Consider the following 15212-nt stretch of genomic DNA (forward strand, 5'->3'; position numbering starts at 1 on the left):
TTTTTAGCTCAATGGTGGTATCAAACCAACATGTTGTGATTTTGGGCGGCGGTTTTGGGGGGCTATATACGGCATTAGCCCTCAGCAGACTGCCATGGGAGAAAACAGCAAAGCCAACCATTACCCTTGTGGATCAGCGCGATCGCTTCTTGTTTGCGCCGCTGCTATACGAACTGGTGACGGATGAGTTGCAAACTTGGGAAATTGCACCACCCTACACAGAACTGCTAGCCGGCACAGGCATTCAATTTCATCAGGGCAGCGTCAGCAGCATTGACCTACCAAACAATGCTGTTCGGCTACAGGATGATACCGCCATAGCCTATGACAGACTGGTGTTGGCCTTAGGGGGGGAAACGCCGATGGATATGGCCCCCGGTGTGCAAGAACATGCGATCGCATTTCGCACCCTAAATGATGCCTACACCCTCAAAGAACAGTTGCGAACGATTGAAAATTCCACCGCCGATAAAATCCGTGTAGCGGTTGTCGGTGGGGGCTATAGCGGCGTAGAACTAGCCTGCAAACTAGCGGAGCGACTCGGGGAACGTGGCCGGCTGCGCATCGTGGAAAGAGGGACCGAGATTCTACAAAATTCTCCAGACTTCAACCAAAAAGCGGCCCAAGCAGCCATTACCGAAAAAGGGATCTGGATCGATTACGAAACCACCGTCACCGAAATCGGCCCCGACACCATTTCCTTAGCTTACAAAGACCAGACAGATGTCTTGCCCGTTGACCTTGTCCTTTGGACGGTTGGCAACAAAGTCAATCCTCTAATTGCCCAACTGCCATTTGAGAAAAACGAGCGGCAGCAGTTACACATTGAACCCACCCTCAATGTTATTGGCCAGCAAAATATTTTTGCCTTGGGAGATTTAGCAGACGGCAGCGATGTTGACGGTAATCCTGTGCCAACAACCGCTCAGGCCGCGCTCCAGCAAGCAGACTACACCGCCTGGAATATTTGGGCATCCCTCACAGGGCGACCTCCACTCCCATTCAGATACCAACACCTCGGTGAGATGATGACCCTTGGCAACGATACGGCCACCCTCACTGGGCTCGGTTTAAAGCTGGACGGGACCACCGCCCATGTAGTCCGACGTCTAACCTACCTGTACCGCATGCCAACATTTGAACATCAGCTGCGGGTAGGCCTCAACTGGATCAGCCAGCCCCTACGTCAGCTACTTTCGGTCTCCTAACCGCGCTTTTACCATGTCACAGCCAAAAGTCATATTTATCGATGCTGTTGGTACCCTGTTTGGCGTCAAAGGCAGCGTCGGAGAGGTTTATCAGTCTTTGGCCCAAAAAGCTGGGGTAACCGCATCGGCCCCAGACCTGGACCAGGCCTTTTACCAAAGCTTTGCCAATGCTAATGCCATGGCCTTTCCAGACACCCCACCCGTTAAAATTCCTTACCTTGAATACCAATGGTGGTTGGCCATTGCCGAAGAAACCTTCCAGCGTGCGGGCATCTTCCATCAATTTACTGACTTCGAGACGTTTTTTGAAGGCGTTTACCAGCACTTTGCGACGGCTACACCGTGGGAGGTTTATCCAGACACAGTGCAGTCCCTCCAACGCTGGCAGCAGCTAGGCATTTCCCTCGGGATTATTTCTAATTTCGACTCGCGGATTTATTCAGTGCTAGATGCCCTAAACCTGCGGCATTATTTTCAAACCATTACAATTTCCACGGAAGCTGGAGCGGCCAAACCGAATCCTCTGATTTTCACCACAGCCTTGCAAAAACATGGCTGCAACCCGCAAGCGGCATGGCATATCGGTGACAGCCGTCAAGACGATATCCAAGGTGCTAAAGCCGCTGGCATCCATGGCATCTGGATAAAACGCCCTAAACAGGCCGCTATTCAATCACCCACAGCGCCGTAAACCCCCCGGGCCTTTTATCGAGATGACTCCAGCTTGGATTACAGCAATCCCTATGAATGTTTTAGCCTGCGACAGCCCTCCATTCAGACCATTAAAACTTGTCAAAAAAGATTCATGGGCCATCGTGCCTCAACCGCTTCAGCCATCAGGGTACTATGTTCATGAAACGTTTTCTGCTGAAGAGGGTTAGAGTCATCGAAAAGCTAATCTAAACTAAACAAGGTATTTTCTGTAGGGTGCAGCGCACCACTAACTACAGCTACCGGTTACGCTTGTCATTGCATTCATTCAAACGTTTCTAGTCGTCAACTGTGTCTCAAAAACAGCAAAATCCCTGGATCGAAGGCCTCCAAACCATTGGACTCAGTATTGCGCTGGCTCTAGGTATTCGCCAATTTGTGGCGGAAGCACGCTACATTCCGTCTGAGTCGATGAAACCGACTCTACAAGTTAATGATCGACTGGTAATTGAAAAACTGAGCTATCGCTTTCAAGAACCCCAACGGGGAGATATCGTTGTTTTTTGGCCCCCCTCTGAAATTGTCCCGGATGGTCAAAAGCGAGATGCATTTATTAAACGCATTGTGGGTCTACCAGGCGATACCGTAGAAGTGGCTGACGGTGACGTTTTCATCAACGGTGAAATCCAGAAAGAAAGCTATATCCAGGCTCCTCCTAACTATGAACAGGCACCGGTGACCATTCCAGACGCCAAGTATTTTGTACTGGGAGATAACCGCAATGCCAGTTATGACAGCCATGCCTGGAACATTGCTGAACCCTTTGTGCCGGAGGATCAAATTATCGGTAAAGCGGTGGTCAGGTTTTGGCCCCTAACCCGTATGGGTGGATTAGATTAAAATAGGGCACAATCGTACATCTACTAGGGTGCCCCTCTTGTTTGAGGGCCAGTTTCTGTGGCTAATCAAAATCCAGACGGTAAAGGTCAAGATACAAATATATGGGTTGAAACCGTACAAACTGTAGGACTGAGCGTCGTTCTGGCCCTAGGTATCCGCCAGTTTATAGCCGAAGCCCGTTATATTCCCACAGGGTCTATGGAGCCGACCTTGCAGGTTAACGATCGCCTGGTTGTGGAAAAAATCAGCTACCGTGTGACAAAGCCGGATCGGGGAGACATTATTGTTTTTTGGCCCCCGGCAGAGATCACCCCAGAAGGGCAGCCCCGAAACGCGTTTATCAAAAGGATTGTGGGCTTACCTGGCGACACGGTAGAGGTGATCAATGGCGAAGTCTTTATTAATAATGCCGCCATTGATGAGCAGTATATTAAAACTCCTCCCAACTACCGTTGGGGCCCGCAGGAGGTGCCAGAGGAAAGCTATATCGTCTTCGGGGATAATCGCAACAACAGTGTCGATAGTCATGCTTGGCCTCGACCATTTCTACCGGAAGATCAAATTATTGGTAAAGCCGTTGTCAGGTTTTGGCCACCTAACCGCATTGGCTTACTGACGAAAAACTAATTATGAAAATTGTGGTTCTGCAGCGTGGTGACATCGCTTAGGGCGTGATATGTCGCACTATGTCACAGGTTCAACAGGCGCACTCCACACCTGCCGCACCTGTCCACGAATCCGTTGATTGCTGTAGACCGTATTAATTGGATCGCAGCCTAGGGTTGCCAATGTGGCAAACCACTCATGGTTCGGATCGAACAATGTTAGGTTAGTTGACTCCCCAGGGTGTAACGTTGCGGGCTTCAACCCTAAACATTGGGTCGGTTTCACACTCAGATACCCCCATAATTGCAGAGCCGTCCATCGCTGGGTCACCACAAAGGTCTGCCACAGAACTGGTAAAACTAGAGGTAAACCGATGGTGCCCACAGGCGCCACGCCAAAGGGTACGGCTTTTTCCTCATAGCTATAGGCGCAGTGATCGACCGCGATCGCATCTAACGTTCCATCTTCTAAACCTGCAATCAAGGCGTCACGATCGGCGGGCGTGCCCAAGGGCGGGTTCAGCCGCAAACTCGGCGCATAGCTCTCCAAATCAGCCGTACTAAACAGCAGATGGGCCCAGGTGACACTGGCCGTAATGGGTAACCCTCGCGCCTTAGCATCCCGAATAATGGCAACGCTACGAGCGGTGGAAACTCGCATGATATGCACGGCGCATTGACTGACGGCCACTTCTTCCAATATGGCCGTCAAGGGCGTCGTCTCCGACGTACTTGGCAAAGGAGATAGGCCTAATCGAATGGCATCGGCGCCGTCACGGCAGATCCCTGGCTGGCTAGGATCGCAGGGCCATAGGGCCAACGGTAAGGTCAGCGGATGTACATATTCCAATAAACGCTGTACCAAACGTCCATTATTAAGGGGCAACCCATCAGCAAGGCCGACCACTCCAGCACCATGGAGTTCGATTAAGTCGGTTAATTGCTCCCCCGCAGTACCGACAGTAATGGCCCCCCAGGGGAGCGGCTGGGCCATATCCGGCCCGGACATGATCCGCGGCTTTACTTGGGCCGGATTATCAATGGCGGGGGTGGTGCTGGGTAAAAGCCCCACACGGGTAAATCCACCCCGGAGAGAAGCTTGCAATAACTGAGCCAGCGTTTCGCGAGATTCATGGCCAGGTTCTCCAGACTGGCTGTAGAGATCTACTAACCCTGGCCCTAAAATACACCCGCGCCCATCCACTTCTTGGACCTTGTTCTCGGGTGGTGCTAGGTTTGCCCCCATCGCTTGGATGGTGCGATCGCAAATTAAGACATCCCCCACCGTATCGGATTGGGCCAAAGGGTCCAATATACGTGCACCTCGTATCCACCAATTATCCATACCAGGCATTCATGCAAAACCAATCCACGTTTGTATTAGAGAGCTCCAGCGGCTGTAGTATCAAACAAACTCCCTGATAAATGCACCGTAATATTTGCCGAACTTAACATCGGCTCACTCTGCAATCCATCAGGGTAGTCAATCACACTCACCGCCCCATTACCCTGCTTAAACTGCCAAAACGCTTCTGGCCCAAGCCCCGTCACGTAACACAAAATAGCCTTATTAATGGCATCATGGGCAACCACTAAAATCGTCTGGGGTGTTTCAGCATTCTCATACTGAGCCACAATCTCATTCCAAGCCTTAACCGCCCGATCCCAAACATCCTGCAAATTCTCACCATCGGGCATCTGCACCGTTTCGGGCTTGGTTTGCCAAGCTTCTAACAGGCCAGGGAAACCGGCTTTAATTTCATGTTCAAACTTGCCTTCCCACTGCCCGTGGCCAATCTCCCATAGTCCCTCAGTCACCGCTAAAGCTACGTCAGAATGTTGTTTCAAAATAATCTCCGCTGTTTCCTTCGGACGCATCATGGAACTAGAAACAGCAGCGTCGATAGGAACTGCCTTTAGAAACTCACCGGCTTGGGCAGCTTGGCTCCGACCATTATCATTCAGCGGAATATCAATTTGGCCTTGAAAGCGAGACTCCCGGTTCCACTCTGTTTCCCCATGGCGCACCAGCAGCAGCCTAGGCCCTTTAAAGCCCTGACGCAATGTCGGCAAAGTCAAGCCAGTATGGCTGGTGGAGTTCATGGACTCCAACTGGGCTCGCTCGCCCCAGGCGCCTGGGAAGTTCAGCACACTGACCCCGCAATTAGACTGATACATGCGATTTAGCGCTTCTGGCCCCAAACCAATGGCTGTTCCCACCAAAGCCCTATTAATGGCACTGTGGGCAACCACTAAAATTGTTTGCCCCTGATGGCGCGATAACAGGTCTTGCCAAAACTCCCCAGCCTGCTGCCACACAGCCCGCACAGGATAAAACTCTTGAGACGTCCCATCAGCCTGGGGAATCGTCATCTTTAAATCATTGGGCTGATGGCGCCAAGCCCTATATTCCGCAGGGTATTGCTGCTCAACATCAGCAAATGACATCGCCTCCCAAAGTGGCAAACTAATTTCCTTAAGTAAATCAGTCTTTTGCGGAGTGTTATTGCCCCTCAGGGATGCTGTAATCAATTCTGCCGTGCGCGCCGCACGCTTAAGAGGACTACAGTACACCCCATCAATAGTAGTGCCGCTTAAAAGTTGCCCCACCTGACGTGCCTGTGATTCACCTTTTTCAGTCAACAAAGACTCATCGTGATGCCCTTGAATAATACGCTTTACGTTAAAGGTACTTTCACCATGGCGGACCACAATTACACGTGTTTTCAAGGGTCTATCCTCTCTAAACTGGGCTAGGCAAACAGTGTTGATTGTACGTGAAATTTACCGACCCATGGGAGAGCTTAGAAAAACTGAGTTCACCTAATCACACTCAGACAATTGGCGTAGATCAATGCGCTGTTCTACGGAGCTGAGGATAGCTCTTTGAAGTTGCCGTAAGTCAAACGTCCATAACCTTCAATGCAACTTAAAGTTCCCCCCGATTAGATTTTTATTTTTCTTGATTTGAGCACTATTAAAATATGCCCCTGAAGCCTACAGAGCATTCTTTCTAAGGTTTATAGTGCTTCACTATTTCTTTTTTTAGAAAATCTTCAACATCCATAGTTTCACCCTCACGATATACGTTCAGATTGATGAACAATTGAATATATTGAAAATCCTAGAGTCACCTTATTCCTATGAAATTTGCTAACTGTGTTTCCAGCAAAAAAAACAACGGTCAAGCCCATGAAGAGGGTCAAGGAAACTCCAACACTCAGTCATCACAAGAGCAAATGATGTCCTTAGTGTATCCAGATGGGAGTGTGACCAACGTCAAAGTACGTCGCAAAAAGTCTTAGTAGCTCACGTAAGCAAATTCAGACGCGTGCGATGTCAATGTCGATCATCAGCTCTACCCTATCTCACCTGACCAAGCTGTTTTTATCCGCTAACTGCCCGCTGTGTCAGCGTTCCGCCAGCAAGGTCTTGTGCTCAGCTTGCCATCAACAGCTCTTGGGCTGCCGACAATCAGCCCATGGCAACGGCCAGCCTAAACCTATTCAGCAGCGGAACACCTTAGATATTTTTGCGTGGGGACATTATCAAGGGTTGCTAAAACAGGCCTTGACGCAACTGAAATATGGCGATCAAGCAGAGCTCGGCCTATGGTTAGGTTTAGAACTAGGAAACTACTGGCGTAAGCATCCTGCATCCCACAGGTTACAACAAGCTAGCGTGGTACCTATTCCGCTACACCAACAACGACATCAGCAACGGGGTTACAACCAAGCAGCACTAATTGCCAAAGGGGTTTGCAAGGCTACGGGCCTACACTTTGCAGAGCATGGGCTCATGCGCACGAAAAACACTCAGGCAATGTACAGCCTAGGGGTGGAAGCACGGCAAACAAATTTGCATAAAGCATTTCGCTTAGGCCCTAAGCCACCGTCTCCATCGAAACCCATCATCCTCATAGATGATATTTACACCACGGGCACTACGGCCCTAACGGCAGCTGAAACGCTGAGAACAGAGGGCTATAGAGTACCAGCCATTATGGCGGTGGCTCAAACGAAGTATGTGGCTCCGGTGGTCGACCGATCCAAACCTGACCATGGTGGTCAAATATTAAAGCCGCGTCTAATCCCGTAATTTGTTCAAACTGTGCTGGGGTCAATACCGTATCAATCAGTTTTGGGCTCGTAGACTTAGGGCTATCTGCTTTCACATGCACCGGTGTAACCGCAATTACCGCATCGGCTCTAGGGGTATGAACGGCACCCTTGGCACTCTTGGACAAGGGGGGTAGACACTCTGTTTCGGGCTGCCAAACTTGCAAGCGCCGATAGACACCGAAAATGAAAGCTAAGCCCTTTTGCATAGGGATATTAGACCACTCTTTAATCAAAACCTCTACCAGCGCTAACTCTATCAGCGCTTGCGGGTAGGTTTCTAAGAGCTTGGCTAAATACTCAGCAAACGCATCACCGTCATCACCATATAGTTGATAGCTATCAACTATATGGTGCACCCGCTGGCGGTGAATTTGTTCCTGGATATCCATAGTCCACAATTCAAATGGTAATTAATTCAATACGCCCATCGATGCAGATTAGTGCACGGCAGATGTCAGCAAAATAGTCCGAATATCTTAAAAAAACTACTGATCTTAGAAACGAAAGGGATGACAAGAGCATCTATCTATTCCTCCGAGGGACAAATAGACGAACCAGCAAATGCTTGATCCTCAATCCCTAATATGATGACGCCCCGATTGCAGCTTTAGTAGATACTTCGATTTAATGGACCGGTGGCTAGGCTGAATAAATAAACCTGGACCCACAAAGTAATAGTAATTGAGACAGATATGGCAAGGCAGAAAATTTAGATTTTTTTCTACTCAATATTAGAAATTATTCGTTTTTCACTGACCAGATAGGTTATCTTGTCACACAAAGATAGTCCCCAAAGCAGACTCACCAGGAGTGTAAGGCTTTTAATTCTAGGGGTAGCATCCGCCAGACCAGCGTCTTTATTAGTACTTAGATTTTATATTTCTCACTAGTAAATGCCTAAGATTTAGGCGTTTACTGATGGCGATTGAAATTCAACATTCTATTAACGTTACACTTCTAGACTTTTGCAACGCCATCGTTATCCCCAATAACAGTGCGGGCAAATTAAAAAGGCAATTATTGATGCACACCCGTCGTCGGGTCCTTTTTTCAACAGAGATTCACCAGAGCTGAAAATCTATGACTGAGTCTGCAGTTAATACACTGACGTTAGAGCACGGTATATCGGTCCCTCAGCTGATTAAAAATGTCAAAGCAATTATCCAGACCCAGACTAATGGATACATTCAACTAAAGACATCTAGTGGAGAGCAATGGTGGCTGGAGTTTCGAGTCGGACAACTCCTATGGGCCGGTGGGGGACAGCACCGATTTCGGCGATGGCAGCGTTTGCTGAAAACCTATTGCCCAGAGATACGCCCTAGTGATGTTCGATTACGTGAACGTGAGCTGTTCGACCACTGGGAATACATCGCGTTATCTGTACTATTAAAACGACAGCAGATAGACCGTGAGGTGGCGATCTCAATGATCGAAGCCACCATAGCAGAAGTTATCTTCGATATTTGCCAGACTGTCGATCAGCTCACCCAAATCAGCCACAGCACAAACCGCCTATCACGTTTACCCGAACCGATCGCCATTCTTAGCAGTACCACGCTGTTTTACAACGTTAAAACCCAACTAGCCCAGTGGCAAAAGACCAACCTAAGTCACCTATCTCCCAATTTAGCCCCCAGCATTGTTGATAATGCACGGCTTGAAAAACACACCCAACCCCGCACCTATCAAATTCTCAAACGCCTCATTCAAGGTAATCGTTCCCTCAGAGAACTTAGTCAAATTACTGGGCGAGACCTCTGCGAACTAGGGCGTATGGTGGGCGCTTACGTACAGCGAGACATTATTGAGCTCAATATATTACAAGATCTAGCCCAGCCCTATGACGCCCTAGATCCAAAAGTTCCATCCCAATCAGCGCAACAACTCCCCCATATTTTTTGCATCGATAATAATCCCCAGGTGGGCTATCTCATGGAGGAAACCTTACGGCCAGCAGGCTACCGTTGCACCAGCATTCAAGATTCGATCCACGCGCTAACCCAAATTCTTCGTTACAAACCCAACCTTATTTTTCTAGCATTAAAAATGCCTGTGGCCAACGGCTATGAAATTTGCAAACAGGTGCGGCGGGTGAAAGCGTTTAAAGATACTCCCATTGTGATTTTGACAGGAAATGATAGCTTAATGGACCGCATGCGGGCCAAGGCTGTGGGAGCGACAGACTTTATCACCAAGCCAGTTGACCCTACTAAAATTGTCGAAATGGTTCGCTATCAACTAGCTGAACAACACGACCAAATCGAAGAAGCTGGTTAAGTTTATGGCGGTTCCGGGCTGAGATGAATAAATTTTGGTGGTGTCAGTGAAGCGTGGGTGCGGGGTATGCAATCCATTGGAGCAAGGCTATGGTCTTGGCGGCATAGTCTTCACCCCTTAAATTGCTGGGCATAAAACTGGCCATAGCGGCCCTGCTGGTCCAATAATTCCAAATGCGTCCCGGATTCTGCGATTTGGCCATTCTCAATAAATAAGATCCGATCCGCTTTGCGCACCGTACTGAGTCGATGGGCAATCACAAACACCGTACGGTTCTCCATCGCCCGTTCTAGGGCTTCTTGAACTAAAGCTTCCGATTCAGAATCTAAGGCGGATGTAGCCTCATCTAAAATCAAGATTCTGGGATTTAATAAAATTGCGCGCGCGATCGCAATGCGCTGTCGCTGCCCCCCAGATAGATTTACACCACGCTCACCCACCCACGTGTGATATCCCTGGGAAAACTGCTGGATAAAATCGTGGGCATTGGCAACCCGTGCCGCCGCCTCGATGGCTGCATAGTCTAGTTCTGTCTGACCATAGGCAATATTTTGAGCAATGGTCCCCGAAAACAATGTCGTTTCCTGGGGCACAATACCAATCTGTTGCCGTAAGCTACGAAGGGTCACATCCCGCACATCGACACCATCAACTAAAATCTCTCCTGACTGCGGATCATAAAACCGGGCCAACAAATTGACCAATGTTGTCTTACCTGCACCAGATGGCCCCACTAGGGCAATCACATCACCAGGGGGCACCAGCAAAGAGAGATTACGAAAGATAGATTGACCAGACGTATAGGCAAAATGCACATCGCGGTATTCTACTTTCCCAGTAATCGGCGGCAAAACTTTAGCATTCGGGCGATTTTGCAGTGTCGGTTCCTCGGCAAAAATTTCAAAGACCCTTTCTGCTGAGGCCTCAGTTTGCTTAAACGTGTTGTAATGCTGAGTCACCAAATTGATGGGGTCAATCAGCAACGCCACCGCCACCAAAAAGCTCACAAATTCCTGAGGCTGCAATTTACCTAACGCAATTTGCCACCCCCCCAACAGAAACAAAAACATGATGCCTACGGCTTCTAAAAAGCCCACAACCGGATACTGAATGGCCGTGAGATGCTCAGTACGATATTTGGCGATGCGATTCTCATCGGCCACAGCACTAAACCGCCCTACCTCATATTCATCAGCGGCAAAGGCCTTAACAACACGAATATTTCCCAGCACCTCCGTTAGCAAAGAAGACAGATTAGAAATTTCACTTTGGCTGCGCCGCGACAGTGACAACATGCGATTACCAAAACTCCCAATCAACCAAGCCATCAACGGCGCAATCAAAAAGCCGGCTAGGGTCAGCGGCCAATTGAGATAAAACATGTAAATGGGAATGGCAATTAGCTGAAAGACGCAGGAAATAAACTGCTGCGACATTTTATAAATAACTTCGCCAATGCGATCAATATCTTCCGTCAAACGATAGGAAAGGTCGCCTGTTTTAGCCGAGGCAAAGTAGTCAATATTGAGCTGATGCAGATGGGCATATACTCGCTTACGCAGCTCTAACACCGTTGCCAAAGAAGCCCGTATAGAGAAGACTTTCTCCCCATACTGAAATAGATTTTGCATCAGAAAAGCCAGGGTGGTGAACCCCAGCCATTGCGCAATCTTGGGGACTTCTCCTTGGCTAATAAAGTAGGTCACCTGCCCGGCCAAATAGGGCAAGGTAATGGTGGCTAAGACATAGCCCACAATAAAAACAAACGACCAGGCAAACAATGGCCACTGAGGACGCAAAAAGGGTAGAAGCTGCCAGTAAACGGATCGCTGTTTTGAGTCCATGGGTTTCACGTGAACATAAAGCGTCTCCTGAGCGGAGTATAAGAAGACGGTGATTTCGACTAATTGGCATCAATCCCGCTCTGCCAAAATTGTTTTACGGACTCGTTATCAAGGCCCCTGTTGTTACTCCTCTGTTCAATCCCGTCACACAGCAAGCTCCTTATCCGCCCGTAGTGTCTTGAGGGTATCTAAGATCACCTGAGCAATGCGATGGGAAGCGCCAAACGGGCCAAAGCGTTCTTGGCCATTGGCCACACAGGCTTGCAAATAGTCTTTATCTTCCACTACTTCCACCGCATACTGGGCCGCCTCTTTGAGAATGGCAGGGGTGGCAGGCTCAGTGCCAATGGTTTTGACCGAGAGGCCCAACAGTCGGTCTTGGGCTTCTGCAAAGGCATAGGTAAATTGGGGCCCGGCTCCAGGAATTTGCAAAATAGGTTTGCCAATGGCCATCGCTTGATCTACCGCCAATCCGGCCATACCTAATACGAGGGTAGTACTGCAAACAATATCGCTAAAGGCATCACTAAAGCAGAGTACCGTTGCCAGGGCATCTCCTTGAGCAGATAGATACGTCAGCTTATGGCCGTCACACTGCCAACCGGATTCAACGGCAACCCTAGCCAAATCAGCCATCACATCAGGAACAAGCGCTGCTCGAAACTGAACGTGGGGATTTAGACGAGCAATTTCAACGGCTAGCTCCAACAATAGTTTCAGATTACGCATGGCCTCGGGAACTCGAGACCCTGGCAGCAACGCCATCATGGGCCAATCTGCATTGAGACCCAGATCCTTGCCCTTAGGTTTAAGCCGATCTACAGACGGAATTCCCCCAAACTGAGCCTTGGCAAACCCCTGCTTTTGATAGTCTTTGGCCGTGTAGGCATCGCGGGAAAAGAGGGTGAGGCAACGGGGTGACTTGAGCACAGCATTGAGCACTAAATCTAGTTTGAGCGTGCCCTCATACATGGCGGAGAGGGGCGACGTAAACGAAATGAAGGGTTGGCCACTGAGGTAAGCAAAACATTGCCCCACAACATCACCGGTGGCAAAAACAAGATCGCACTGGGGGGCATAGCGACGCACAGCCTGCAATTGCCGCCATGTGGAGGTGAGTAATCCGGCGCGAATATCGTTAATCAGCCGCAGGCGGTTAGTGTAGGTAAACCCCCCGGATGGCAGCGTTAGGGTGGGAGAAATGATCGGCACGTCGATGTTGCGATAGGCATGCCCCTGCCCCACAATGGGGGCCGCCGCAATATCCACGTCAGGCGCTAACTCTCTTACACTGCGGATGATATGAGAAGAATGGTTGTCTTCCCCATGGCCGTTGCTAATAAATAAAAGTTTGTGAGACATGGGTAAATAGCAGCGGTCAGTTGTCAGGTCCTCTACCCAACATGGAAATCGTTTTGAACTTGACTCATGCAGAGCACGCAAGCTGGATCCATAGTACAGCCTGACGACCGCTTGCAAGATACCAAGGCTGTAAGAACAAGGTGTTCTGAGCGATCCGATGTATGGGCAATCCTGAAGAAGGTGCGTCTAACTAGCCTCCCTATTTCCATGAAGTCGGGAAATAGGGCATGCGTTTCCCTGGGGAACAGCCGGCCCATTAGCCCTATAAACAGATCGTTAGATCGTTGCAGCCTCGAAATCAGCAACGACAAAACCGTCAGCTCACTCGCAGCAAGCTAACGGTTTAATAATGGATCAGCAATCACGCTCTATGTTCAGAACATTAGCTGCGGCGCTGGCGCTTGATACCGAATAAGGCTGCGACACCCCCCAATAAGCCCACCAGAGTACCTGGCTCAGGCACTGCCTGGTAAACAGAAAATGTAGAGCTTTCCTCGTTACTAACTACCAACAAGGCTTGGCCAATAGGGCTATCTTCCTCATTGATGAACAACAGCCCTTCAGGACTGACATCGTCCTGGAAGCTGGGTTCATAGGTAACGAAGCTCGGCGCAGTTGGGTTAGTGATGTCGTAAACCATCACACCACCAGAGCGCTCTAGGCCAATAAATGCCAGGGTACGACCACCAAAGAAGCCAATGGTCACACCTTCCGGCTCAGGTCCTTTATCATCACTCCGCTGATCAAACTCTTCCGGGTCCCCATCATTGATGTTAAAGAACTCGGAAAAATCAGCCGCGATAATTTGCTCAAAGTCATCACCGCTGTCAAAGACTAGGTTGCCTTGGGCATCCCAGATGGAGAAAGAACGGGCACCGTAGCTGTAAATTTGGTCAACATCGCCATCACCGTCGGTATCTCCTAGGGTAGTGGTGGTTTTCAGACGCCCTAGATTTTCTTCTTGCTGCAGTTCGGATGCATTCGGGTAGGCGCTAGGGTCAAGCGTCAGGTCCGCTACTCGCACTTCCTCGGAAAAGCCATCATAGTCACGGGCATCTCCTTCGTTGGCAGTCACCACATAGGTTTCGCCATTGACGGTATATGTAGCGATCGCATCCGGCTGATACATACCCAAAACGGGATGGGTCTGAATATTGATGCCATCATCTTCATTACTCGCATCAAAGCCATTACCTGCAACACTGTGGTCCTTAAAGCCCAAGCTAGTAACGCCGGTAAACGCTTCAGACTCCAAATCCAAAATACCCAGAGCATTGTTTTCCTGCAGTGCAACATAGGCTGTCGCACCATCTTCAGAGACCGCAATGTACTCAGGCTCTAGATCTTGCCCAGGGGTTGCACCAGGACCAAAAATACGCACATCAGGACCAATGGCAACACCATCGAAACCAATGTCTTTCACAGAGCCGCTAGCAATATCGATAATACTGACGGAACCTTCAGGATCCACATCATACTCATCGCTAGGCTCGCCCTCATTAGCCACAAGGACCTTAGCTCCATCAGGAGTAAAGGTCAGCATGTCGGGCAAAGCACCGACATCAAACTTACTCTGGAAATTACCTGAGGCATCAAAAAACGCAACAATGCCATCATCTTGCTTAGTATCTGCTTCAATAGCCGCGGCCAAAATACCATTGCTAAAGGCAACGCTATTGACTCCACCACCGACAAAACCACCAATATTGGCCGGATCAGTCAAGTCAATCGAGCCAAAAAACGCAGGCACACTCGGGGTGCTGAGATTAAAAATCTCAATGGTATCGCCAGTGGTAACAAAAAGATTAGCGGTGTCAGCATCAAATGCAGAAATCTCTGCACCACCATCAACCTCAGCTCCGCCCAGACGATTTAAGGTAAATGCAGAAGCAGGAGCGGCAACAGCACCCAAAAGCGCCATCGCTGGGACTAGCGCCCCTAACCAGTATTTAAACGTCATAGATATTGTCTAAAGTAAATATCAGCTTTGAACGAGTCATATACCCCCCAATGATCTTGCTGACACCTTCAGCTAACGGTGGCGTAAGCAGGTCCCAACAGAGATTATTTTTGAAGGTAGGATAATTACTGAAGGCAGAGGTTAAGGGAAGGTAAACACATCCGTACTTTTAAGCAGTCTTTAAGCGCCCTACACCATTGGTTCATGATTATGGCGGTCAAATTCCCCAACATCCCCACTCCTCTGGCACAATGAGGGAGTTTAATTCGTAAGCCAAGGGC

The 15212-nt window shown here is 49.2% G+C and carries 12 protein-coding genes; 6 read left to right on the plus strand and 6 right to left on the minus strand.

Going from position 1 to position 15212, the window contains the following annotated elements; genetic code table 11:
- Positions 1-11 precede the first annotated feature (11 nt).
- The 4 genes from IXB28_RS09095 to lepB (IXB28_RS09110) all read left to right on the plus strand — a co-directional run bounded on the left by IXB28_RS09095 (position 12) and on the right by lepB (IXB28_RS09110) (position 3386).
- Positions 12-1208: an NAD(P)/FAD-dependent oxidoreductase gene (locus IXB28_RS09095; protein WP_215618257.1), complete on the plus strand. Its 1197-nt coding sequence runs from the start codon at positions 12-14 to the stop codon at positions 1206-1208.
- A gap of 13 nt (positions 1209-1221) precedes the next feature.
- Positions 1222-1899 carry an HAD-IA family hydrolase gene (locus IXB28_RS09100; protein WP_215618258.1) on the plus strand — a complete coding sequence of 226 codons (678 nt, stop codon included), beginning with the start codon at positions 1222-1224 and terminating at the stop codon, positions 1897-1899.
- Between the two features lie 311 nt (positions 1900-2210).
- Complete coding sequence (lepB, locus tag IXB28_RS09105; RefSeq protein ID WP_215618259.1) at positions 2211-2759, plus strand: signal peptidase I; 549 nt, start codon at positions 2211-2213, stop codon at positions 2757-2759.
- Positions 2760-2816: 57 nt separating this feature from the next.
- A complete protein-coding gene (gene lepB, locus IXB28_RS09110; RefSeq protein WP_215618260.1) occupies positions 2817-3386 on the plus strand; it encodes a signal peptidase I in 570 nt (189 codons plus the stop codon).
- Positions 3387-3443: 57 nt separating this feature from the next.
- Here the strand turns inward: lepB (IXB28_RS09110) and IXB28_RS09115 are convergent, their stop codons facing one another.
- Positions 3444-4709 carry a dihydroorotase gene (locus tag IXB28_RS09115; protein ID WP_215618261.1) on the minus strand — a complete coding sequence of 422 codons (1266 nt, stop codon included), beginning with the start codon at positions 4707-4709 and terminating at the stop codon, positions 3444-3446.
- A gap of 35 nt (positions 4710-4744) precedes the next feature.
- Positions 4745-6094: a histidine phosphatase family protein gene (locus IXB28_RS09120; protein WP_215618262.1), complete on the minus strand. Its 1350-nt coding sequence runs from the start codon at positions 6092-6094 to the stop codon at positions 4745-4747.
- 606 nt (positions 6095-6700) lie between these two features.
- Between IXB28_RS09120 and IXB28_RS09125 the strand changes: the two genes are divergently transcribed.
- Positions 6701-7462 carry a ComF family protein gene (locus IXB28_RS09125; protein ID WP_215618263.1) on the plus strand — a complete coding sequence of 254 codons (762 nt, stop codon included), beginning with the start codon at positions 6701-6703 and terminating at the stop codon, positions 7460-7462.
- Here the strand turns inward: IXB28_RS09125 and IXB28_RS09130 are convergent.
- A complete protein-coding gene (locus IXB28_RS09130; protein WP_215618264.1) occupies positions 7365-7874 on the minus strand; it encodes a hypothetical protein in 510 nt (169 codons plus the stop codon). The genes IXB28_RS09125 and IXB28_RS09130 overlap by 98 nt on opposite strands.
- 691 nt (positions 7875-8565) lie before the next feature.
- Here IXB28_RS09130 and IXB28_RS09135 point away from each other — a divergent pair.
- The gene (locus IXB28_RS09135) at positions 8566-9765 is read left to right on the plus strand and encodes a response regulator (RefSeq protein WP_215618265.1); all 1200 of its coding nucleotides are present in this window, start codon (positions 8566-8568) and stop codon (positions 9763-9765) included.
- Positions 9766-9875: 110 nt separating this feature from the next.
- On the opposite strand, the gene IXB28_RS09140 is transcribed toward IXB28_RS09135, so the two are convergent.
- The 3 genes from IXB28_RS09140 to IXB28_RS09150 form a co-directional block, all read right to left on the minus strand.
- On the minus strand, positions 9876-11609 hold the full coding sequence (locus IXB28_RS09140; protein ID WP_215618266.1) for an ABC transporter ATP-binding protein: 1734 nt from the start codon (positions 11607-11609) through the stop codon (positions 9876-9878).
- A gap of 144 nt (positions 11610-11753) precedes the next feature.
- Positions 11754-12971, minus strand: coding sequence for a lipid-A-disaccharide synthase-related protein (locus tag IXB28_RS09145; protein WP_215618267.1), 1218 nt, complete (start codon positions 12969-12971; stop codon positions 11754-11756).
- A gap of 382 nt (positions 12972-13353) precedes the next feature.
- A complete protein-coding gene (locus IXB28_RS09150; RefSeq protein WP_215618268.1) occupies positions 13354-14931 on the minus strand; it encodes a choice-of-anchor I family protein in 1578 nt (525 codons plus the stop codon).
- Positions 14932-15212 lie beyond the last annotated feature (281 nt).

The sequence above is a fragment of the Leptothoe kymatousa TAU-MAC 1615 genome (genome assembly GCF_018739865.1).
Classification (GTDB): Bacteria; Cyanobacteriota; Cyanobacteriia; order Phormidesmidales; family Phormidesmidaceae; genus Leptothoe; species Leptothoe kymatousa.

What these genes read in the sequence shown, in the direction of transcription:
- IXB28_RS09095 (WP_215618257.1), top strand. Translation starts at nt 12, where the DNA reads ATGGTGGTATCAAACCAACATGTTGTGATTTTGGGCGGCGGTTTTGGG.
- IXB28_RS09100 (WP_215618258.1), top strand. Translation starts at nt 1,222, where the DNA reads ATGTCACAGCCAAAAGTCATATTTATCGATGCTGTTGGTACCCTGTTT.
- IXB28_RS09115 (WP_215618261.1), bottom strand. Translation starts at nt 4,709, where the DNA reads ATGGATAATTGGTGGATACGAGGTGCACGTATATTGGACCCTTTGGCC.
- IXB28_RS09125 (WP_215618263.1), top strand. Translation starts at nt 6,701, where the DNA reads ATGTCAATGTCGATCATCAGCTCTACCCTATCTCACCTGACCAAGCTG.
- IXB28_RS09130 (WP_215618264.1), bottom strand. Translation starts at nt 7,874, where the DNA reads ATGGATATCCAGGAACAAATTCACCGCCAGCGGGTGCACCATATAGTT.
- IXB28_RS09135 (WP_215618265.1), top strand. Translation starts at nt 8,566, where the DNA reads ATGACTGAGTCTGCAGTTAATACACTGACGTTAGAGCACGGTATATCG.
- IXB28_RS09140 (WP_215618266.1), bottom strand. Translation starts at nt 11,609, where the DNA reads ATGGACTCAAAACAGCGATCCGTTTACTGGCAGCTTCTACCCTTTTTG.
- IXB28_RS09145 (WP_215618267.1), bottom strand. Translation starts at nt 12,971, where the DNA reads ATGTCTCACAAACTTTTATTTATTAGCAACGGCCATGGGGAAGACAAC.
- IXB28_RS09150 (WP_215618268.1), bottom strand. Translation starts at nt 14,931, where the DNA reads ATGACGTTTAAATACTGGTTAGGGGCGCTAGTCCCAGCGATGGCGCTT.